Annotated in this window: 21 protein-coding genes; 8 read left to right on the top strand and 13 right to left on the bottom strand. The window is 62.5% G+C overall.

The window, feature by feature from the left end; all coding sequences use genetic code 11:
* Window positions 1-238: 238 nt before the first annotated feature.
* Window positions 239-499 (bottom strand): hypothetical protein, encoded by a 261-nt coding sequence (locus AC1RLZ_RS12195; RefSeq protein ID WP_371421368.1) that lies wholly within the window; start codon window positions 497-499, stop codon window positions 239-241.
* 156 nt (window positions 500-655) lie between these two features.
* On the opposite strand from AC1RLZ_RS12195, the gene AC1RLZ_RS12190 reads away from it, so the two are divergent.
* Both AC1RLZ_RS12190 and AC1RLZ_RS12185 read left to right on the top strand, forming a co-directional pair.
* Window positions 656-1,672, top strand: a complete 1,017-nt coding sequence (locus AC1RLZ_RS12190; protein WP_493188836.1) for a PrsW family glutamic-type intramembrane protease — start codon at window positions 656-658, stop codon at window positions 1,670-1,672.
* A 124-nt stretch (window positions 1,673-1,796) separates the two neighbouring features.
* Window positions 1,797-2,372: an HdeD family acid-resistance protein gene (locus tag AC1RLZ_RS12185; RefSeq protein WP_493188835.1), complete on the top strand. Its 576-nt coding sequence runs from the start codon at window positions 1,797-1,799 to the stop codon at window positions 2,370-2,372.
* Window positions 2,373-2,395: 23 nt separating this feature from the next.
* Here AC1RLZ_RS12185 and AC1RLZ_RS12180 read toward each other — a convergent pair whose 3' ends face one another.
* From AC1RLZ_RS12180 to epmA, 3 genes are read right to left on the bottom strand one after another with little or no spacing between them, the layout of a single operon-like run.
* On the bottom strand, window positions 2,396-2,674 hold the full coding sequence (locus tag AC1RLZ_RS12180; protein ID WP_371421365.1) for a hypothetical protein: 279 nt from the start codon (window positions 2,672-2,674) through the stop codon (window positions 2,396-2,398).
* 40 nt (window positions 2,675-2,714) lie between these two features.
* Complete coding sequence (locus AC1RLZ_RS12175) at window positions 2,715-3,815, bottom strand: lysine-2,3-aminomutase-like protein (protein ID WP_493188834.1); 1,101 nt, start codon at window positions 3,813-3,815, stop codon at window positions 2,715-2,717.
* Window positions 3,812-4,864, bottom strand: coding sequence for an EF-P lysine aminoacylase EpmA (epmA, locus tag AC1RLZ_RS12170; RefSeq protein ID WP_493188833.1), 1,053 nt, complete (start codon window positions 4,862-4,864; stop codon window positions 3,812-3,814). Before epmA ends, AC1RLZ_RS12175 begins: the two co-directional genes overlap by 4 nt.
* Window positions 4,865-5,002: 138 nt before the next feature.
* Here epmA and efp point away from each other — a divergent pair, with 138 nt between their 5' ends.
* Window positions 5,003-5,569, top strand: coding sequence for an elongation factor P (gene efp, locus AC1RLZ_RS12165; RefSeq protein ID WP_371420881.1), 567 nt, complete (start codon window positions 5,003-5,005; stop codon window positions 5,567-5,569).
* A 180-nt stretch (window positions 5,570-5,749) separates the two neighbouring features.
* A complete protein-coding gene (locus AC1RLZ_RS12160; protein WP_493188832.1) occupies window positions 5,750-6,979 on the top strand; it encodes a lytic murein transglycosylase in 1,230 nt (409 codons plus the stop codon).
* Between the two features lie 2 nt (window positions 6,980-6,981).
* Here the strand turns inward: AC1RLZ_RS12160 and recJ are convergent, their stop codons facing one another.
* From recJ to AC1RLZ_RS12125, 7 genes are all read right to left on the bottom strand, one after another.
* Window positions 6,982-8,820 (bottom strand): single-stranded-DNA-specific exonuclease RecJ, encoded by a 1,839-nt coding sequence (recJ, locus tag AC1RLZ_RS12155; RefSeq protein ID WP_493188831.1) that lies wholly within the window; start codon window positions 8,818-8,820, stop codon window positions 6,982-6,984.
* Between the two features lie 48 nt (window positions 8,821-8,868).
* Window positions 8,869-9,588, bottom strand: coding sequence for a haloacid dehalogenase type II (locus AC1RLZ_RS12150; RefSeq protein ID WP_493188830.1), 720 nt, complete (start codon window positions 9,586-9,588; stop codon window positions 8,869-8,871).
* 183 nt (window positions 9,589-9,771) lie between these two features.
* On the bottom strand, window positions 9,772-10,224 hold the full coding sequence (locus AC1RLZ_RS12145) for a GNAT family N-acetyltransferase (protein ID WP_371420877.1): 453 nt from the start codon (window positions 10,222-10,224) through the stop codon (window positions 9,772-9,774).
* Window positions 10,225-10,234: 10 nt separating this feature from the next.
* Window positions 10,235-11,233, bottom strand: coding sequence for a class II fructose-bisphosphatase (gene glpX / locus AC1RLZ_RS12140; protein WP_371420876.1), 999 nt, complete (start codon window positions 11,231-11,233; stop codon window positions 10,235-10,237).
* 75 nt (window positions 11,234-11,308) lie between these two features.
* Complete coding sequence (locus tag AC1RLZ_RS12135) at window positions 11,309-12,631, bottom strand: homoserine dehydrogenase (RefSeq protein WP_493188829.1); 1,323 nt, start codon at window positions 12,629-12,631, stop codon at window positions 11,309-11,311.
* 77 nt (window positions 12,632-12,708) lie between these two features.
* Window positions 12,709-13,929, bottom strand: coding sequence for an LL-diaminopimelate aminotransferase (locus AC1RLZ_RS12130; RefSeq protein WP_092143358.1), 1,221 nt, complete (start codon window positions 13,927-13,929; stop codon window positions 12,709-12,711).
* A 93-nt stretch (window positions 13,930-14,022) separates the two neighbouring features.
* Window positions 14,023-14,343 (bottom strand): hypothetical protein, encoded by a 321-nt coding sequence (locus AC1RLZ_RS12125; RefSeq protein ID WP_493188828.1) that lies wholly within the window; start codon window positions 14,341-14,343, stop codon window positions 14,023-14,025.
* A gap of 368 nt (window positions 14,344-14,711) precedes the next feature.
* Between AC1RLZ_RS12125 and AC1RLZ_RS12120 the strand changes: the two genes are divergently transcribed.
* The 3 genes from AC1RLZ_RS12120 (at window position 14,712) to AC1RLZ_RS12110 (ending at window position 17,957) form a co-directional block, all read left to right on the top strand.
* Window positions 14,712-16,439, top strand: coding sequence for a PHA/PHB synthase family protein (locus AC1RLZ_RS12120; RefSeq protein WP_493188934.1), 1,728 nt, complete (start codon window positions 14,712-14,714; stop codon window positions 16,437-16,439).
* A 148-nt stretch (window positions 16,440-16,587) separates the two neighbouring features.
* A complete protein-coding gene (locus AC1RLZ_RS12115; protein ID WP_371420871.1) occupies window positions 16,588-16,989 on the top strand; it encodes an MAPEG family protein in 402 nt (133 codons plus the stop codon).
* 26 nt (window positions 16,990-17,015) lie between these two features.
* On the top strand, window positions 17,016-17,957 hold the full coding sequence (locus AC1RLZ_RS12110; protein ID WP_493188827.1) for a glutaminase: 942 nt from the start codon (window positions 17,016-17,018) through the stop codon (window positions 17,955-17,957).
* Window positions 17,958-18,064: 107 nt separating this feature from the next.
* Here the strand turns inward: AC1RLZ_RS12110 and AC1RLZ_RS12105 are convergent, their stop codons facing one another.
* Together AC1RLZ_RS12105 and AC1RLZ_RS12100 are read right to left on the bottom strand one after the other, a co-directional pair.
* Window positions 18,065-18,262 carry a DUF2735 domain-containing protein gene (locus AC1RLZ_RS12105; protein WP_371420883.1) on the bottom strand — a complete coding sequence of 66 codons (198 nt, stop codon included), beginning with the start codon at window positions 18,260-18,262 and terminating at the stop codon, window positions 18,065-18,067.
* Between the two features lie 49 nt (window positions 18,263-18,311).
* Window positions 18,312-18,518, bottom strand: coding sequence for a hypothetical protein (locus AC1RLZ_RS12100; protein ID WP_493188826.1), 207 nt, complete (start codon window positions 18,516-18,518; stop codon window positions 18,312-18,314).
* 259 nt (window positions 18,519-18,777) lie between these two features.
* Between AC1RLZ_RS12100 and AC1RLZ_RS12095 the strand changes: the two genes are divergently transcribed.
* Complete coding sequence (locus tag AC1RLZ_RS12095) at window positions 18,778-19,812, top strand: glutamine synthetase beta-grasp domain-containing protein (RefSeq protein WP_493188825.1); 1,035 nt, start codon at window positions 18,778-18,780, stop codon at window positions 19,810-19,812.
* Window positions 19,813-19,855: the final 43 nt, after the last annotated feature.

Below are 19,855 nucleotides of genomic sequence, written 5' to 3'. Positions count from 1 at the left end.
ATTTCCTTTGTTCTTGCATTCGGCGTGCTGACCGGCGGCGGCCACGCTTACAGCGCCGAGCAGGAGCAGCTTTGCACCGGCGCCGCGATGCGGCTTTGCACTTCGGAGATCCCGGATGTCGATCGCGTCACGGCCTGCAGCGAGGGGGCAAGCTGGTGTCTCCCCCCTCTTCGGCCTGTCAGCCGGCATCGCCGGGGACCATGAAGCAGATCCGGTGCCGGCCAGGATTCGCTGACGTCTAGCGTCGGCGCGCCACGGCGACGCCGAGCAGAAAAGCAACCAGCAGCGAGCCCAGCGGCGCTTCGCGCGCGATATTGGCCAGGATGCTTAAGGGCATTCCTGGCTTTTTGCCGGACTCGATGGCCCCACCGATGCGGTGCACGGTGTCGGTCACCGCCTCCTTCACATCAGTGATCGTCTCTGTGATTGTCGCCCTGCCCTCAGGCGCGGGCTCGATCCCTTCGTAGATGTAGGGCGGTGTCGTTGGGTCGTCGGCCATGGTCATTTTCCGTGCGGCATGAGCTGTCTCAGCCCAATCGACCGAGCGCTGATTGGTTCCAGCCTTGGCCAGGCCACGCCGGCTTCTCTTTTGCCGCAGGCGGCTCCCCCAAGAGTCGCTCTTTCCGGTCTGCTCGCCCGTCTATAATTAAATTCCATGCATCTGCTCGAATCGCTCCCCACTGTGATCGGTATCGCCGCCGTGGCGCCAGCTCTGCTGGTGCTGTGGCTGGTGATTGCTGCCGATGAACGGCCGGGACCACCCGGACTGGTCTGGGCGTCGTTCCTGCTGGGGGCCGCCAGCATCTCCCTGCTCGGCTACGCCCGCGCGCTGTTCGCGGCAATTCCGGGCCTCACGGACAACCCGACCCTGGCCATGGTGCTGCACGCGGTGTTCGGCATCGCCGCCCCCGAAGAGATCGTGAAGATCTTCGTCATCATCGCGGTCTCCACCCAGCGCGCCCGCACCGCCGATCCGATGGACACGGTCGTCTACGGCGCCGCCGCCGGCCTCGGCTTCGCGGCCTACGAGAATCTCGTCTATCTCCTGCAATATCCGGACATGTGGCGGACGCTCGCGGTACTACGCAGCGTGCTGACCGTGCCATTTCACGGCGCGCTGGGCGTCATCGCCGGCGCTTACATCGCCATCGCCCGCTCCGGCCGCGCGCTCGGCGCCCATCGCCGCGACGGCTGGGCCTTTATTCGCACGCCCATGCTCATCGTCCTGGCGCCGGTGACGCTACATGCCTGTTTCGACCTTCCTCTACTGACGCTGCAGCGACATCCGGAGATCGTCGGTATACTGCGTCGCGTGCTGGAGGCCGCCGGCGTGGTGATCGGCTTCGGCACCATTGCTCTCGCTGCACGGCTGGTCCGGCGGATCGGCGCGCATCATGCGCCGCATACCGAGGTGTCACGCGAGCGGCTCAACCAGTTGCGCGGGATGTGGGCGCTGCTGGTGGCCGGCAGCGGTGCAGGGTTTGCCGGCACAGCATTCCTGGTGACGTCGATCCATCATTGGTACATTAACCCGGCACGCAGCGTCACCATGGTGCTGATCCCGCTCGGTCTGGCATCGATCGCCATCGGGGCTGTGCTGCTGGTGCTGACGACGGCGGTCTATATTCTCGGCCGCAACCGCATGCGCACGGCCGCACCAGCACAGTCATAACGTTCAAGACCCCGGCACGACATTCGAGCTATTCCCGATCAACAAACTTGCACGCTTCCGCATGTGAGCGGATAAATGCGAGCCACGGTCGGCATGCTGCCGGCCAGATCAGGACATCGCCGCCATGACCATGCCGCCCAACCTCGCCGAGCTGCAATCGAAGATGAGCGACGCCGTGCGCGCGCATTGGAAGGCATTTCTGATCGAGGGCATCATCCTGGTGATCCTCGGTTTCGCCGCGATGATCGTGCCGCAGGTGGCCAGCATCGCCATCACCGTCATGCTGGGCTGGATGTTCTTCATCTCGGGCGTAGCAGCCCTGCTGATGACCTTCTGGGCGCGCCAGACGCCGGGCTTCATCTGGTCGCTGATTTCAGCAATCCTTGGCATCGGCGCCGGCATCATTCTGCTTACGCGCCCGGCCGAGAGCACGCTGACGCTGACATTCGTGGTGGGCGTCTATTTTCTCGCCGAAGGCGTCGCGACCATCATGTATGCGCTCCAGCATCGCAAGGAGCTGTCCGAGCGCTGGAGCTGGATGGCCTTCTCCGGCCTGATGGATATCTTGATCGCCTTCATCATCATCTCGGGCCTGCCCGGTACCGCAGCATGGGCCATCGGCCTGATGGTCGGCATTAATCTCGTGATCGGTGGCGCGTCGCTGATCGGCCTGGCGATGGCCGCGCGCAACAAGGCCTGACCCGGCCGGTGGTCTGCAGGGGCTCAGCAGCCCTTGCAGATATTCTTGATCATCCGATCGAGTTCGCGATCCTGCGCGTCGATGCGGGACGGATCGTTCTTGCCGGTCTCCGGCGGTAGATCGCCCGGGCGCGGCTGGCGATGGCCGACGGGAGCCTCTGGCAGAGCGCCGCCGCTATTGCTCTGCGTGGTGGGCTGCGAGCGCAGCGTCCTGGGCGGCAGGTTACGGGATGAGTCCTGCGCCAGAGCCAGCGAATGTCCCAGTACGAACAGACCCGCCGTGATCACGAATAATGTTTTCATTTTCTGTCTCCAACACCAGGTGGCGCGTGTAAGCCGAATGTTACGGCTTCGGTGGATAGATATGAACGTCGCCGCAGTAGTCCACCACACGATAGCCCGATTCCGCAGAAGCTTCACCGTCAGCGATGCGGTTGATTGAAGAATTCCCGGACAAATACGCGGGACCGATCGGCGCCTTGCCGTAACCGCCGGGAATATCGAGCACATAGTCCGGCTGGCACAATCCGGAAACATTGCCTCGAATGGCGCGCATCAGGGCCTGCCCCTCGGCGACGGTCGTGCGCAAATGCGCGGTGCCGGGCGCAAGATCACCGTGATGCAGATAATACGGCTTGATACGGCACTCGACGAAGCCACGCATCAGCGCCGTCAGGGTCGCGGCATCGTCATTGACGCCGCGCAGCAACACGGACTGGCTGACCATGGGAATGCCGGCATCCACGATCAGCGCGCACGACGCACGTGCAGCATCCGTCAGCTCGCGCGGATGATTGGCATGCAGGGCCACCCACGTGCTCGCACCCGTGACTTTCAATGCATCCACCATCTCCGCGCTGACGCGGCCGGGATCAGCCACGGGGACCCGCGTGTGCAATCGAATGATCTTCACATGCGGTATGGCCGCGAGATCCGCCATGATCTCGCTCAACCGCCGCGGCGACAGCATCAGGGGATCGCCGCCGGTGAGGATCACTTCCCAAATCTCGTGATGGGTCCGGATGTAATCCAGCGCAGCTGCATAGGCCTCGCGCGATAGCGCGGTCTCCTTGCCGGGGCCCACCATCTCGCGGCGGAAGCAGAACCGGCAATACACCGCGCAGACATGTACCAGCTTCAACAACACGCGGTCGGGATAGCGATGCACGATGCCGTCAATCGGCGCATGGGCGTGATCGCCGATCGGATCGGCATTCTCGTGCAGTTGTGCGTTCAGTTCATCCACACTCGGAATGTACTGACGCGCGATCGGATCGTTGGGATCGCTGCTGTCGATCAGTGCAGCAACGGCCGGCGTCACCGCGACGGCATAACGCGCGGCGACTTTCTCCAGATCGGCCAGTGTCGACGCCGGCGCGAGGCCGTTTTCGATGAGCTCACCGGGTTGCCGAAGGGTCGTCGCAAGTTTCACGTGACGGTTCATAATGCACCTGCCGGCGGCGTCCACACCACCTGATCGATCCGCGTCGCGCCCGACGCGAGCATCACCAGCCGATCGAAGCCGAGGGCAACGCCGGATGCTGCCGGCATTGCCGCTACAGCTTCGAGAAATTCTTCGTCGAGCGGATAGCGCTCGCCATAGCGACGCTCTTTTTCATCCATCGCTTCCGCGAAGCGTCGGCGCTGTTCGTCAGCGTCGGTCAACTCGCCGAAGCCGTTGGCGAGTTCGACGCCGCAGGCATAGACCTCAAAGCGTTCGGCGACGCGCGGATCGCCCGCTGTCGTGCGCGCCAATGCCGCCTCAGGCGACGGATATTCGAACAGCACCGTCATCCGCCCCTGCCCCAGATGTGGCTCGATATATTCTACCAGAATCTTGCTGAAGATATCCGACCAAGTGTCGTCGTCGCTGATCCGCACCTTGCCGGTCGCGGCAGCCGCCAGCGCATCGCGATTGCCCTTAGCACCAGCGATGCTCGCCAGCAGATCGATATCCGCAAAGCGCGTGAACGCCGCTGCCACGGTCAACATCTCCGGTTCGGCAAACGGATCGGCAACATGACCGCGAAAGGCGAACTGCCGAATGCCTGTCGCCTGCGCAGCATGGGCGATGATCGCCACGCAATCGGCGATAACGGTCTCGTAGCTGTCCTCGGCACGGTACCATTCCAGCATCGTGAATTCAGGCAGGTGCTTGTCGCCGCGCTCGCGGTCGCGAAACACCCGCGCGAATTCGAAGATTTTCCTCTCCCCCGCCGCCAGCAGTTTCTTGCAGGCGAATTCCGGCGAGGTCCGCAGATACCGCAGGAGACGTTCGCCATCGCGGTCGATCAATGCCGTCTTTGGCGCGTGCAGATGGGTCTCGTTGCCCGGCGAGACCTGCAGGATGCCGGTCTCGACCTCCAGAAAGCTTTGGGCGCCGAACCACGTCCGGATGGCCCCGGTGATCTCGCCCCGCGCCAGCAGGAAGCCCCGGCGGTCCTGGTGCCGCGCCGGGCTCCACCATGGCGACGGACGGTTAGTTCCAGTCATCAGCAAACGGCCCTTTTGGGTTGCAAAACGCTGGCATCGCCGCGTGAAATCAGTATGTTGCCCCCCGAAACCGCTTCGCTGGCCACAGGACACACACGTCCGGATCGGTCCCGGGCCTGAAATCTAGGAAACATATCTGTGAAAGTCATCGCCAGTTCTATTCGCAAGGGCAACGTCATCGAGCAGGAAGGCAAGCTCTACGTGGTTCTGTCCGCGGAGAACATCCACCCCGGCAAGGGAACCCCGGTCAGCCAGATCGAAATGCGCCGAATCAGCGACGGTGTGAAGATCTCGGAGCGCTACAAAACCACTGACCAGGTGGAAAAGGCGACGATTGAAGACCAGAACTTCAATTACCTCTACAAGGACGCCGACGGCTTCCATTTTATGAACAACGACAATTACGATCAGGTTCAGGTGCAGAAGGACGTCATCGGCGATGCCGAGCCCTATCTGCAGGAGAACATGACCGTGAAGCTGTCGCTACACGGCCTCGTTCCGGTGGCGATCCAGATGCCACAGCGCGCGACCCTCGAAGTCGTCGATACCGAGCCGGTGACCAAGGGCCAGACCGCCTCGTCATCCTACAAGCCGGCAATGCTGTCCAACGGCGTGCGCACCAACGTGCCGCCGCATATCGGCACCGGCACCCGTATCGTGGTGCTGATCGAGGACGGCTCCTACATCGAACGCGCCAAGGACTAAGAGCGCCCGGTCATCGCAAGATTGCCGCAAGGCGGTCGCATCTTGCTCGCAAGACCGCCGGAGGTCCGAAAACGGCTTCCGGCGGTCTTTTTCATGCGTGATTTCAATGTGTTGGCGGTCTGTCCCGCGCCGCGACGCATTGCCCCTGCCACGGCGCAAATCATGCGGCTACAGTGGGGCATGACCAGACGCGATTCCCTGATCGACCGACGCAGTCTGCTCCGCTCCGGCCTGGGTGCCGGCACGCTGTTGGCCATGCCCGCGACCGCCTTCGCGGCGCCGGCGGGCTTCGACCAGTGGCGCGACGCCTTTCGCGCAAAGGCGATTGCCAAAGGCGTCTCTGACGCGACCTATGCGCGCGTGATGGGCCGCATCGAGCCGGACATGTCCGTGTTCACCAAGATGCAGAAGCAGCCGGAATTTCACGAACAGCTCTGGCAATACGTCAACCGTCGCGCGTCCGACTGGCGCATCATCGCCGGTAAGGAAGCGCTACGGAAGAACGAGGCACTGTTCGCGCGTATCGAGCGCGATTTCGGCGTTGAGCGCGGCACGCTGCTGGCGCTATGGGGCGTCGAATCCGCTTATGGCGATCCGATCGTGCAGCAGAACCATATGCGTCCGGTGTTTCCGTCGCTCGCGGCACTGGCGTGGCGCGAACCGCGCCGCCGTGCCTATTGGGAAACCGAGCTGATCAACGCGCTGAAGATCGTTGACAAGGGCTGGAGCACCCCGGACGAGATGCGCGGCTCATGGGCCGGTGCCATGGGCCACACCCAATGGATGCCCGAGGTCTGGCTCAATGTCGGCATCGACTATGACCACGACGGCCGCGTCTCGCCGTTCGGCAAGCCCGACGACGCACTGGGCTCCAGCGCACGCTTCCTGGTCAATCGCGGCAAGTATCCGCGCGGCGAACACTGGGGCTACGAAGTCCGCGCCGACGGCGCTGGCTCATCGGATAGCAATCGCAGTTTTGCAGCATGGTCCGCTGCCGGCGTGACGCGCGCCGATGGCCAGCCGTTCCCGCAGCCCAATGCCAATGCCAAGCTCTGGGTGCCGGTGCAGGGCGGCCCGGCCTTCCTGCTCGGCCAAGGCTTCTATGCCGTGCGCAGCTACAATCCGTCGATGAACTACGCACTGGCAATCTGCCATCTCGGCGATCGCATTCTTGGAGGATCGCCCTTTATCCAACCGTTCCCCGGCTCCGAACGCGCGCTGACGCTCGCCGAAGTGCAGGAAGTGCAGACCCGCCTCACCCGCGCGGGCTTCGACACCGGCGGCGCTGACGGCCGTGTCGGCAACGACACGATGAAGGCCGTGAAGGACTATCAAACCAAGATGGGCCTGCTGCCGGCGGACGGCTATGGCGGGCTGAAAGTCCTGGCGCGTCTGCGCCAGGGCGGGTGAAGCTACCTGATCATCTTCGGCCCGGGATCGGGCACCGCGACGTCGATCACCCGCATCTGCACGCGTTCGGCGCCCTGCCAGCGATCGACGGTGAGCGAGCCCGCCACGTGTAGCAATTGCCCGCGGTTCTCCTGCAGGGCATTGCCGAGCTTCTGTCCGACCGAGCGAAACGCGATGCCGTTGACCATGGCGCCGTCACTGGCCTTGAAGCGCAGTCGCAGATGCGCCTGGCCAACTTCGTCAACATAAGCGAGCTGATGCGCCGGCAACGCAATCACCGGCTCGGGATTCGCTGCACCAAAAGGTCCGGCACGGTTGAGCGTATTCACGAGGTCAGTCGTCACACCGCGCGCGGTGACGGCGCCGTCGATGAACAGTTCTTTTTCGTTGCGTGACTTGCCGACATCGGCGGCCAGCGCGCTTTCGATATAGGCGCGGAATTCGCCGAGCCGTTCCTTGCGGAGCGTGATGCCCGCCGCCATGGCGTGGCCGCCGCCTTTCATCAACAACCCGTCAGTGACCGCCTGCCGCACGGCCTTGCCGAGATCGACGCCGGAGATCGAACGGCCGGAGCCGGTGCCGACGCCGCCCGGCTCCAGCGCTATCGCGAAAGCGGGCCGCGCGAATTTCTCCTTCAGGCGAGAGGCGACAAGACCGACAACGCCGGGATGCCAGCCTTCACTGGCTGTCACGATCACCGAGCCTTTGTCTTCCAGCCCCAATGACGCCAGCGCCTCCGCTTCAGCCTGCGCTTCTGCGGCCTGCTCGATCACGCGGCGCTCGATGTTCAGCCGATCGAGTTCGGCAGCGATCTTCGCGGCTTCGGATATATCGCCCTCAAGCAACAGCCGCACGCCGAGATCGGCGCGCCCGATCCGGCCGCCGGCGTTAATGCGTGGCCCAAGCATGAAACCGAGATGCCACGCTTCCGGCGGACCGTTCAAACGCGCCACATCCATCAATGCGGTATGGCCGACATGATCGCGGCGACGCAAGGCGATGAGACCCTTGGCGACAAAAGCACGGTTCAGTCCGACCAGCGGGGCGACGTCGGCGACGGTGCCGAGCGCGACGTGATGCAGCATGCCGAGCAGATCAGGCTCCGGCATCTCTGCGGTCCAGAAGCCCCGCTTGCGCAATTCGCGATTCACGGCGACCAACGTGATCAGCACGAGGCCAACCGCCGCGAGATGACCGAGACCGGAAATATCGTCGAGCCGGTTCGGGTTCACCACGGCATCGACGTCAGGCAATTCCTCGCCGGTCTGATGGTGATCGATGACGACCACGGACATGCCGAGCTTCTTCGCTTCGGCCAATGGTTCGAAGCTTGTGGTGCCGCAATCGACAGTCACCAGCAGTGTGGCGCCCTTGCCGGCCAGCGTCTTGATGGCATCCACATTGGGGCCGTAACCCTCGAAGATGCGATCGGGAATATGGATCTGCGGATCGAGCCCGCAATGGCGCAGATGCCAGGCCAGCAGCGCCGACGAGGTCGCGCCGTCGACGTCGTAATCGCCAAAGATCGCCACCTTCTCGCGGCGCTGCGCGGCATCTGCAATGCGCTTCGCCGCCGCTTCCATCTGCGTAATGGTGAACGGATCCGGCATCAGCTTGCGGATGGTGGGGTCGAGAAAATCCTCGACGGCGTCAAGCTCGACATTGCGGCCGGCGAGAAGGCGCGCCAGCATTTCCGGCAATTGGAAACGCTGCACCATGGCCAGCGCCCGTGCCGCGCCGCGCTGGTCGACCCGGTCACGCCAGATCCGCCCTGTGGCGGATTCGCTGACGCCGAGGAAGGCCTGCTGGGATTCGACGGGAATGATGGTCGGTGGCGTCATGGGATCAGCAATAGGCTGCGCAGCTGCTTTCGGCAAATCCCAAGCCGGTCAGCAACCCATCCGCTTCGCCAGATCGTTGAAATCATCGGCCACCACGTCCCATGGGCCCTCGGCCTTGAAGTCGCGGTTCTGGTGCGGACCATATTCAGTGACGCGCGGCACGAAGGCGGTCTTCAGGCCGAGTTTGTGCGCGGCATCGAGATCGCTGTTATGCGCAGCCACCATCATCACTTCCGCAGGCTTCAGATTGAGCAGTGCGGCCGCGCCGAGATAGGCCTGCGGATCGGGCTTGTAGTGCTCGAACAGTTCCGCGCTCATAATCAGGTCCCATGGCAGGCCGGCGAATTTCGCCATGTTGGTGAGCAGCGCGACATTGCCGTTCGACAACGGGCTGATGACGTATTTGGTCTTCAGCTTGGTGAGGCCGCTGACCGAATCCGCCCACGGATGCAGTCGGTGCCACCCCAGTGTCATGTGATGCAAATCATCGTCGGACAGCCCGTTGATGCCGAATTTCGCGACCAGCACATCGAGGGATTGCCGATGCAGCGTGTCCAGCTTGACGAAACCGCACTCGGGGTGATGACGCACCACGTCCATCGAGGGCATATAGGCCTGCCGCCAGGCATCGACGAGCGCAGTCCAGTCAGCCGTGACGCCGCGCGCTTTGCCGAATGAAGTACAGTCAGCAATCAGACTGGAGCGCCAGTCCACCACGGTGCCGAACACATCGAAGACAAGAGCTTTAACGGCAGAAATGTCGCTCATGGTATCGCTCCCCAATATTTTTGTTCTTGGTCGTCATTCCGGGGCGCGGTCTCGGCAGCGCCGAGAGCGCGAGCCCGGAATCTTGAAGTGTTCTGCATCGAGGTTCCCCACCACTCCAAGTGGAGCGGCTGAAGTTCACGATCGCGAAGGAGCGCTCGCGCCCCCGACCCACGGCTGTAAGCTTCAGAGTATCTTTCGGTACTGCATGAATCCGGAATTATCCGCAACCTGATCATACAGAATGCGTGCCTGCGCATTCTCGTTCTGGGTCAGCCAGTGCACCCGGCTGCAGCCATCAGCCTTGGCTTTCGCATAAACCGCCTCGATCAAGGCGCGGCCAACACCGAGCCCACGCGCGCCGTTATCGACGAACAGATCCTGCAGATAGCAGTAATTGCCAGGCGTCCAGGATGAGCGGTGATACAGGAACTGCACGATGCCGGTGAGCTTGCCGTCCACATAGGCGCCGAGCAGGAACATCTGCTCGTTGGCGTCGTGGAAACGCTTCCACGCCGTATCGGTCGCGACCTGCGGCAGTGTCGCCTTGTAGAACGTCAGATAGCCCTGCCACAGCGGCTCCCAGGCAGCCCGCTCATCGGGGCCGACCGGGCGGATTTCAACATTCGCCTTCGCCATGTGACCGAACTCAATCCAGGTGGAATTTTTCGAGCTGGCGATGCTCGCCCTTGATGATGCGCACGGTGCCGGTGACCGAACGCATCACGATGGTCTCGGTCTCGATGACGTCGCCGCGGAACTTGACGCCCGACAGCAAGGCCCCATCGGTGACACCGGTGGCGGCAAACAGGCAGTCGCCCTTCGCCATGTCCTCGATGCCGTAGATCATCTTCGGATCAGTGACGCCCATCTTGGCCGCACGCTCGCGCTTCTCCTCGGTGTCGAGGATCAGGCGGGTCTGCATCTGGCCGCCAATGCAGCGCAGTGCTGCAGCCGCCAGCACACCTTCCGGTGCGCCGCCAATGCCAAGATAGATGTCGATGCCAGACTTGGCGGGATCGGTGGTGTGGATGACGCCGGCGACGTCGCCGTCCGGAATGAGACGCAGCGCCGCCCCGGTCGAGCGGATTGCTGCAATCAATGCTTCGTGCCGCGGCCGCTCGAGCACGAGAGCCGTGATCGCCGATACCGGCACGCCCTTGGCCTTGGCGAGGCGCCGGATGTTCTCTTCCGGGGATGCGTCGATGTCGATCACGTTCTTGGCGTAGCCCGGACCGATCGCGATCTTGTCCATATAGACGTCGGGCGCGTGCAGCAGCGTACCGCCATCGGCCATCGCCATGGTGGCGATCGAGCCTGGCATGTCCTTGGCGCACAGCGTCGTGCCTTCCAGCGGATCGACGGCAATATCGACCTTCGGACCGGCATTGATGCCGACCTTTTCGCCGATATAGAGCATCGGCGCTTCATCGCGCTCGCCCTCACCGATCACGATGGTGCCGTCGATCGGCATCTTGTTGAGCTCGCGGCGCATCGCATCTACCGCTGCCTGATCTGCCGCCTTCTCCTGCCCATGACCACGCAACCGCGCAGCCGACACCGCCGCGCGCTCGGTCACGCGAACGATCTCCAGCGTGAGGATGCGCTCGAGCAGTTGCTGCGGCGGGACGGTAATATGGGTCGACATCGGCTGACTCCTTCTACGGCGGATCGGATAATCCCAAGGGATCGGGGGATCCAGTACAACTCTCAACGCGTGGATTTAGTTCTTCTCGATCCGGATAACTTGCGGCTTGCCTGATATCACCTTGTCGCTCTGCACCGCCTGGAGGGCGCGACGCATCGCGTCTTCGGTGGTGGCGTAGGTAATCAGGATAACAGGCACCGGTGACGATTTCGTGCTCTTGCCGACCGGCTCGATGCCGCCATTGGGGTGCCGCTGAACGATCGACTCCAGCGAGATCTTCTGCTCGGCCAGACGCGTTGCGATACGCGCGGCAGTGCCGGCGAGATCACGCGCCATCAGGCGGATATAGTAGCCGCCTTCGTGGCGCTCCATCGGAGCCTTGGTCGTCGCCTTGAGTTTATCGACGGGCCGCCCGAACGGCAGCGCGCGCACACCGCGTGCAACGTCGGCAATATCAGCCAAAACCGCAGATGCTGTCGCAGCTCCGCCTGCCCCGGGTCCGACCAGCGTGATCGGCGCGATGCCGGCACCGTCGACGGTGACAGCGTTGGTGACGCCCATGACCTGCGCGATGGAGGATGACAGCGGCACCATGGTCGGATGCACGCGTTGTTCGATGCCCGTCGCCGTGCGCATGGCGACGCCCAGCAGCTTCACGCGATAGCCAAGCTCGGCGGCCGCGCGCAAATCCTCGGCGGCAATCGACGAGATGCCTTCGACGGACACGGCGCTCTGCGCGACCTTGGTCCCGAATGCGAGGCTGGCGAGAATGGCCAGCTTCTGCGCGGTGTCGTGGCCATCGACGTCGAAGGACGGCTCGGCCTCGGCATAGCCAAGCCGCTGCGCGTCTTTAAGGCATTCTTCGAAGGACAGGCCCTCCAGCTCCATCCGGGACAGGATGTAATTACAGGTGCCGTTGAGAATACCGTAGACGCGATTGATATCGGTGCCGGCGAGACCTTCGCGGATGGTCTTGATGACCGGAATGGCGCCGGCGACAGCGGCCTCGTAGTTCAGCGCGCCGCCATGCTTCTCGGCCGACGCCGCGAGCTTCAGGCCATGCTTGGCAATCAGCGCCTTGTTGGCGGTGACGACCGACTTGCCGGCTCTGAGCGCCGCCTCGATCGATGACAGTGCGGGATCGCCGACACCGCCCATCAGTTCGACGAAGCATTCGACGTCCGGATGCTGCGCAACCGCCAGCGGATCCTTCATCCAGTCGATGCCGCGCAGATCGACGCCGCGCTTCTTGGTCTTGGAGCGCGCGGTGACAGCAACCACCTTGACGCCACGACCGCAGCGCGCGGCCAAAATCGAGTTCTGCTGTTCGATGAGACGGACGACTTCGGCACCAACGGTGCCGAGTCCCGCGATACCCACTTTGAGGGGTGCGACCATTAAGCTTCAGACCTGTCGGAATTCTTGTTGAGCGATGACCGGTCCGAAAACCGGTTGCCGGTTTTCGGGGATCACGCCTATCGCCGGTTGGCGAGAGGAACCACGTTGTGCAACGTTTCGAGACCGCTTTCAAGGAAGCGGCGAATGCCGCGGGCAGCCTGGCGAATGCGCTGTTCATTCTCGACCATGGCGATGCGGACGTAACCTTCGCCATGCTCGCCGAAGGCGACGCCGGGAGATACCACCACGCCGGACTTTTCAACGAGAAGCGTTGCAAACTGCATGCTGCCGACTTCGCGGAATTTCTCAGGTAGCGGCGCCCAGGCGAACATCGACGCCGAGGGCGGCGGAATGTCCCAACCGGCCCGGCCGAAGGACTCCACCATGGCATCGCGGCGCTTGCGATAGACATCACGCATCTCGCGGATGCAATCGTCAGGACCGTTCAGCGCGGCAGTCGCCGCGACCTGCACGGGCGTAAAGGCCCCGTAGTCGAGATAGGATTTCACCCGCGTCAGCGCGGCAATGATGCGCTCGTTGCCGACCGCAAAGCCCATGCGCCAGCCGGCCATCGAGAAGGTCTTCGACATCGAGGTGAATTCGACGGTGACGTCCATGGCGCCCGGCACCTGCAGCACCGAGGGGGGCGGATTCTTGTCGTCGAAATAGACCTCGGCATAAGCGAGGTCCGAAAGAATGTAGATCTCGTGCTTTTTCGCGAAGGCGACGAGGTCCTTGTAGAAATCGAGGCTCGCCACCTGCGCCGTCGGATTCGACGGATAGCAGACGATCAGCGCGATCGGCTTCGGGATCGAATGGATGATGGCGCGCTCGACGGCGGCAAAGAAATCCGGAGTCGGTTCGGACGGCACCGAGCGGATCACGCCGCCCGCCATCAGGAAGCCGAAGGCATGGATCGGATAGCTTGGATTCGGGCACAGCACGACATCGCCGGGCGCAGTGATCGCCTGGGCGACGTTGGCGAAGCCTTCCTTGGAGCCCAGCGTCGCCACCACCTGGGTGTCGGGATTGAGCTTCACGCCAAACCGGCGCTCGTAATAGCCGGCCTGGGCCTTGCGCAGCCCGGTGATGCCCTTCGAGGCCGAATAGCGGTCGGTGCGCGGCTTGCCCAGGGTTTCCTTGAGCTTCTCGATCACATGGGGCGGGGTCGCCAGATCCGGATTGCCCATGCCGAGGTCGATAATGTCGGCGCCAGCGTTCCGCGCGGCGGCTTTGGCCCGGTTGACCTGTTCGAACACATAGGGCGGCAATCGGCGGATGCGGTAGAATTCTTCCATGGGATTTGGCTCCAGAACCGCTTCATCATGCGGTTGAATCGCTTCTTTTTATCACGGAAGCCCGGTGACACCAGTCACGACAGGCAGTTTTGACTATTTGGCTGCCGGTTTAGCCGGCAGTACGACGGCCTGCCGGTCGCGGGCGGCGGTCAGTTCGGCCTGCATCTTGGCCTGGTCCGCCGGCGCCATGGCGGTGCCTTCGCGGGTAGTCGGCAGGTCGTGAACCGGCAGATAGGTCCCCACCTCGGCCGGCCGCGCCGGAGCACCCGCGGGTGTGCCGACCATGGGCATGTCGGCAATAGTCGAGGCGCAGCCGCCAAGAGGCGCGCCAAGCCCCAGCGCCAGCAGGGCGGCCACTCTCGCCACCCGTCCGGTGCGACCATCGATCGCCGTGAATGTCCCTCTACGCGTCACGCCACAACCCTGTATCACATCGCATCAGAATCGATTTTATCCCTATCGCAGCGCACCATCCAACCAATCTGGTCACAAACGATTAATGCCGGGAGAACAAGCTGCAGGCTTGGATCTTCAATATGACGGAAGCAAGACCCAAATCCGAAGACATGACGCAGTGCAGCACATCGAATCCTGCGACAATCCACGAACTGTGCCATCATTGATTTGCGTGGTGACGTACCGTTGCCCGACTGGAATAAAGCTGTTGTTGCGCCATGACCGAAGTTGCCGCCGACGCCAAAGCTGCTGACGACAAGACCTCGGGCGACACGTCCGCCAAGCCGTTCAATCCCGAAGCTTTTGCGCTCAACCTGGCCAAGGCGATGGAAAATGGCGGCAAGGCCTTGTCCGCCTATCTGCAGTCACGCCAGACCGGCGAGACCGTCGACAAGCCGCCGAACGAACTGACGGAGCTGATCAAGACCTTCAGCGTCGTCGCCAATTACTGGCTGTCCGACGACAAGCGCGCCGCCGAATTGCAGATGAAACTTGGCAAGGCCTATCTCGACCTCTGGGGCTCGGCGATGCGCCGGATGGTCGGGGAAGCCACCTTGCCCGCCATCGAGGCGCCGCCGCGCGACAAGCGCTTCAGCGATCCCGAATGGAAATCGAACCAGTTCTTCGACTTCGTCATGCAGGCCTATCTGCTGACCACGCAATGGGCCCACGATCTCGTCAAGAATGCTGAAGGTCTGGATGCACACACCCGCAAGAAGGCGGAGTTCTATGTCCAGCAGATCACCAATGCGATGGCGCCATCGAATTTCGTGCTGACCAATCCGGAAGTGCTGCGCGAGACGGTGATGTCGAACGGCAGCAACCTGATGCGCGGCATGACCATGCTGGCCGAAGACATCGAAGCCGGCAAAGGCTCGCTGCGCATTCGCCAGTCCGACCCGAAGAATCTCGAAGTCGGCGTCAACATGGCGACGACGCCGGGCAAGGTGATCTTCCAGAACGAGGTGATGCAGCTCATCCAGTATCAGCCGGCAACCGAGAACGTGCTGCGCACGCCGCTCCTGATCGTGCCGCCCTGGATCAACAAGTTCTACATCCTCGATCTCAAGCCCGAGAAATCCTTCATCAAGTGGGCCGTCGATCAGGGCATCTCGGTATTCGTGATCTCCTGGGTCAATCCGGACAAGCGCCTCGGCGCCAAGACCTTCGACGACTATATGAAGGAAGGTCCACTGGCCGCCATGGACGTCATCGAGCAGGTCACCGGCGAAATGACGGTCCACACCATCGGCTATTGCGTCGGCGGCACCCTGCTCGCCTCGACGCTGGCCTGGCTCGCCGAAAAGCGCCGCGTCCGCGTGGCCTCGGCGACATTCCTGGCTGCGCAAGTCGACTTCACCCATGCCGGCGACCTCATGGTCTTCGTCGATGAGGATCAGATTTCGGCGCTGGAAAAGGACATGCAGGCGGCGGGTGTGCTGGAAGGCAGCAAGATGGCCATGGCCTTCAACATGCTGCGCTCCAACGACCTGATCTGGTCCTACGTGGTCAACAACTACCTCAAGGGCAAGCCGCCTTCGGCCTTCGATCTGCTGCATTGGAATTCGGATGCGACGCGGATGCCGGCGGCGAACCACTCATTCTATCTGCGCAATTGCTATCTCGAGAACAAGCTCTCGACCGGCAACATGATCCTCGACAACACAAGGCTCGACCTCTCCAAGGTCAAGGTGCCCATCTACAATCTCGCCACCCGCGAGGATCACATCGCACCGGCCCAATCGGTGCTTTACGGCTCGCAATTCTTCGGCGGCCCGGTGAAATATGTGCTGTCCGGCTCCGGCCATATCGCCGGCGTGGTCAATCCACCGGCCTCGGGCAAGTACCAGTACTGGACCAATGACAACGCCCACGTCACCGATCTCGCCGACTGGATGAAGACCGCGCAGGAACATGCAGGCTCGTGGTGGCCGAACTGGCGCGAGTGGCTTGCCGGTATCGATGGCGAAGAGGTTCCGGCCCGCCAGGTCGGCACCGACGCCTTCCCCGCGCTCGAAGACGCCCCGGGCAGTTACGTGCGGGTGCGAGCGTAACAGCTCGCCTGCTCCGCGCTCAGTTGGCGTTGTCACAGCAAACGTCTATGGTTTGAGCCAACGCGCATCGCACCCCACTTGCGGCGTGCGTGTTTTGCACGACCATCTCCGCGTTTTCCGCGGAAATTTCGACCGAAAGGATACCCGGATGACGCGTGAATTGTTCTGGCTGACGCTGACCGTGATTCTCACCGGCCTGCTCTGGGTGCCCTATGTGCTGAACCGCATCGTGGTCCGCGGCGTGACCGGCGCGATGGCCAACCCGTCGCGTAATGACAAGCCTCTGGCCGACTGGGCCAACCGGCTGCTGTTCGCCCATGACAACGCGGTCGAGAACCTCATCGTCTTCGCTCCGCTGGTGTTGATCCTGAACGCTGCGGACGTTTCGACCCCGACCACTGTTCTGGCCTGCGCCGTCTATTTCTGGTCGCGCGTCGTGCATCTGGTCGTTTACACACTGGGTCTGCCCGTGTTCCGCACGCTGGCCTTCCTCGTCGGCTTCTTCGCCCAGGCCGTGCTCGCCGTTGCGATCCTGCGGATTTCGTACTGACGACACCCTCGCCTGATCGATTTGCAATGAGCCACGCTGGCCCCGATCTTCAATTGATCGTCAATGAGATCGCCGACGAGATGGCGCAGCGGACCGACCGCGGCGAGGTCGCGAGCTATATTCCGGAGCTCGCCGGCATCGATCCCAACCAGTTCGGGCTTGTGGTCATCGATGCCGATGGCCAGGTTGCGGCCGCGGGCGATGCCGATGTGCCGTTCTCGATCCAGAGTATCTCGAAGGTTTTCACACTCACCTTGGCGCTCGGCATGGTCGGCGACCGACTCTGGAAACATGTCGGCCGCGAGCCCTCGGGCAATCCGTTCAACTCCATCGTCCAGCTCGAACGCGAGCGCGGCGTGCCACGTAACCCCTTCATCAATGCCGGCGCCATCGCTGTCACCGATGTCATCCTGTCCAGCCATCAGCCACGCGAGGCTATCGGCGAAATCCTGCGCTTCATGCAGTTTCTGTCCGGCGACAGCTCCATCGTCATCGATGAGACGGTCGCAGCGTCCGAGAAACGCACCGGCTTTCGCAACACCGCGCTGGCCAATTACATGAAGTCGTTTGGCGTGGTCGAAAATCCCGTCGACTTCACACTCGGCGTCTATTTCCATCACTGCGCGATCGCGATGTCGTGCCGCCAACTGGCAATGGCCACACGCTATCTCGCTTACTCCGGCCGCAATCCCTCGACCGGCCTCTCGGTGGTGTCCTCGGAGCGCGCGCGCCGTATCAACGCGCTGATGCTGATGTGCGGTCATTATGACGGCTCGGGCGAGTTCGCCTATCGTGTCGGCCTGCCCGGCAAGAGCGGCGTCGGCGGCGGCATCATCGCTGTTGCTCCCGGCAAGGCGTCGATCGCAGTCTGGGCGCCGGGCCTCGACAAGCACGGCAATTCGCATCTCGGCCGCATTGCGCTGGAAGCGCTCACGAAGCGGCTCGGCTGGTCGATCTTCGGCGTCTGACGCCTGTCAAAGCAGCCATAAAAAGAGGGCCGAAACATCGTTGTTTCGACCCTCAATCACTTCAAATCTCCCGCGCGCTGCGCGGCGTCGCTGCCTGATGCCTACCATTAGTGTTCGGTGGTCCGCTTGGCGTCCTGGATGGCAGCCTCGTGGTACCAGCCGTCAACCGCAACGACCGGAGCGGTCTGTGGCATCCGGAACAGGCTCGGCCTGCTGTCCAGCCGGCGCGGGCCGACCGAGGCACGGCCGCCCACCGGAAACCGGTAGATTTTGGCAGTGTGTTGATGCGGAATATTCGTCGTCATAACGCTCACTTTTCCTTCCTGATCAGCTCTTCGCTCTGCGTTTTTCACGTCAGGGTCGGATTGTAACATCGGCGCACTTCTTTTGTGCCGATTGCTCCATAAAAAGCAGATGAATGCCGACAATATGCGCACAAGGGGCCAATGCGCCTTTGGCGCGCAGGTTTTGGCTGCGATATGTCAGCCGCTCAACCGTCAAATGAGCGCTTGAAAGGCAGAAAAGTTCCGGGAAAATATCGCGTGCATCGGGATTGTGCATGGCGCTCCGGAGCGACCGAGCGCCATTGGGTCAAAAATCGCGAAATTAACGCCGATTCGAACGCCGACGGTGCTGCTTCTGGCCGCGCCAGATCGGCATTCCACGGGACATGACCTTTTTACGACGCGGACGGTTGCATCGCGGCAAATTGGCATATTACGTGCTTTATAAGCTGTGCCGCTGGGGGCGGATTTTGCGTCCGCCCGCCGGCAAGCTCAGGGCTCACGCCCTACGCATCGCCAACTCATGAGAGACCCGCATGACAAAGTATAAGCTCGAGTACATTTGGCTCGACGGTTACACGCCGGTTCCGAACCTGCGTGGCAAGACGCAGATCAAGGAATTCGAAGATTTCCCGACCCTCGAGCAGCTCCCGCTGTGGGGCTTCGACGGTTCGTCGACCATGCAGGCTGAAGGCCACAGCTCGGATTGCGTGCTGAAGCCGGTTGCGATCTATCCCGATGCGGCCCGTGAGAACGGCGCCCTGGTGATGTGCGAAGTCATGATGCCCGATGGCGTCACCCCGCACCCGACCAACCGGCGCGCAACCGTCCTCGACGATCCCGGCGCCTGGTTCGGTTTCGAGCAGGAATACTTCTTCTACGAGAACGGCCGTCCGCTCGGCTTCCCGGAGGCTGGTTACCCGGCTCCGCAGGGTCCGTATTATACCGGCGTCGGTTTCAAGAACGTCGGCTCGATCGCCCGTGAGATCGTCGAAGAACATCTCGACCTCTGCCTCGAAGCCGGCATCAACCACGAAGGCATCAACGCCGAAGTGGCGAAGGGCCAGTGGGAATTCCAGATCTTCGGCAAGGGCTCCAAGAAGGCCGCTGACGAAATGTGGGTCGCGCGTTACCTGCTGCTCCGTCTGACGGAGAAGTACGGCATCGACATCGAATTCCACTGCAAGCCGCTCGGCGACACCGACTGGAACGGCTCGGGCATGCACGCCAACTTCTCGACCGAATATATGCGCACGGTCGGCGGCAAGGCCTATTTCGAAGCCCTGATGGCCCAGTTCGACAAGAACTTGATGGACCACATCAACGTTTACGGCCCGGACAACGACAAGCGTCTGACCGGCAAGCACGAAACGGCGCCGTGGAACAAGTTCAGCTACGGCATCGCGGACCGCGGCGCATCGATCCGCGTCCCGCACTCGTTCGTGAAGAACGACTACAAGGGCTATCTGGAAGATCGTCGTCCGAACTCGCAGGGCGACCCCTACGCCATCGCTTCGCAGATCCTGAAGACCATCTCGGAAGTCCCGACCGCCAAGTCGGCAGCCGCGTAAGTCACGCTTAGATCAAACACGAACGGCCCGAACGAAAGTTCGG

It is taken from the genome of Tardiphaga sp. GW822-FHT04G09 (genome assembly GCF_058800725.1).
Note: the sequence above shows the minus strand (reverse complement) of the source record. Positions and strands in the feature narration are given on the sequence as shown.

Excerpts from the sequence above, each read along its gene's own strand:
- recJ (WP_493188831.1), bottom strand. The coding sequence starts at position 8,820 with ATGACGCCACCGACCATCATTCCCGTCGAATCCCAGCAGGCCTTCCTC.
- AC1RLZ_RS12105 (WP_371420883.1), bottom strand. The coding sequence starts at position 18,262 with ATGACGACGAATATTCCGCATCAACACACTGCCAAAATCTACCGGTTT.
- AC1RLZ_RS12160 (WP_493188832.1), top strand. The coding sequence starts at position 5,750 with ATGACCAGACGCGATTCCCTGATCGACCGACGCAGTCTGCTCCGCTCC.
- epmA (WP_493188833.1), bottom strand. The coding sequence starts at position 4,864 with ATGACTGGAACTAACCGTCCGTCGCCATGGTGGAGCCCGGCGCGGCAC.
- AC1RLZ_RS12115 (WP_371420871.1), top strand. The coding sequence starts at position 16,588 with ATGACGCGTGAATTGTTCTGGCTGACGCTGACCGTGATTCTCACCGGC.
- AC1RLZ_RS12095 (WP_493188825.1), top strand. The coding sequence starts at position 18,778 with ATGACAAAGTATAAGCTCGAGTACATTTGGCTCGACGGTTACACGCCG.
- AC1RLZ_RS12145 (WP_371420877.1), bottom strand. The coding sequence starts at position 10,224 with ATGGCGAAGGCGAATGTTGAAATCCGCCCGGTCGGCCCCGATGAGCGG.
- AC1RLZ_RS12195 (WP_371421368.1), bottom strand. The coding sequence starts at position 499 with ATGGCCGACGACCCAACGACACCGCCCTACATCTACGAAGGGATCGAG.
- AC1RLZ_RS12185 (WP_493188835.1), top strand. The coding sequence starts at position 1,797 with ATGACCATGCCGCCCAACCTCGCCGAGCTGCAATCGAAGATGAGCGAC.
- glpX (WP_371420876.1), bottom strand. The coding sequence starts at position 11,233 with ATGTCGACCCATATTACCGTCCCGCCGCAGCAACTGCTCGAGCGCATC.
- AC1RLZ_RS12150 (WP_493188830.1), bottom strand. The coding sequence starts at position 9,588 with ATGAGCGACATTTCTGCCGTTAAAGCTCTTGTCTTCGATGTGTTCGGC.
- AC1RLZ_RS12190 (WP_493188836.1), top strand. The coding sequence starts at position 656 with ATGCATCTGCTCGAATCGCTCCCCACTGTGATCGGTATCGCCGCCGTG.
- AC1RLZ_RS12110 (WP_493188827.1), top strand. The coding sequence starts at position 17,016 with ATGAGCCACGCTGGCCCCGATCTTCAATTGATCGTCAATGAGATCGCC.
- AC1RLZ_RS12100 (WP_493188826.1), bottom strand. The coding sequence starts at position 18,518 with ATGCACAATCCCGATGCACGCGATATTTTCCCGGAACTTTTCTGCCTT.
- AC1RLZ_RS12120 (WP_493188934.1), top strand. The coding sequence starts at position 14,712 with ATGGAAAATGGCGGCAAGGCCTTGTCCGCCTATCTGCAGTCACGCCAG.
- AC1RLZ_RS12135 (WP_493188829.1), bottom strand. The coding sequence starts at position 12,631 with ATGGTCGCACCCCTCAAAGTGGGTATCGCGGGACTCGGCACCGTTGGT.
- AC1RLZ_RS12175 (WP_493188834.1), bottom strand. The coding sequence starts at position 3,815 with ATGAACCGTCACGTGAAACTTGCGACGACCCTTCGGCAACCCGGTGAG.
- AC1RLZ_RS12180 (WP_371421365.1), bottom strand. The coding sequence starts at position 2,674 with ATGAAAACATTATTCGTGATCACGGCGGGTCTGTTCGTACTGGGACAT.
- AC1RLZ_RS12130 (WP_092143358.1), bottom strand. The coding sequence starts at position 13,929 with ATGGAAGAATTCTACCGCATCCGCCGATTGCCGCCCTATGTGTTCGAA.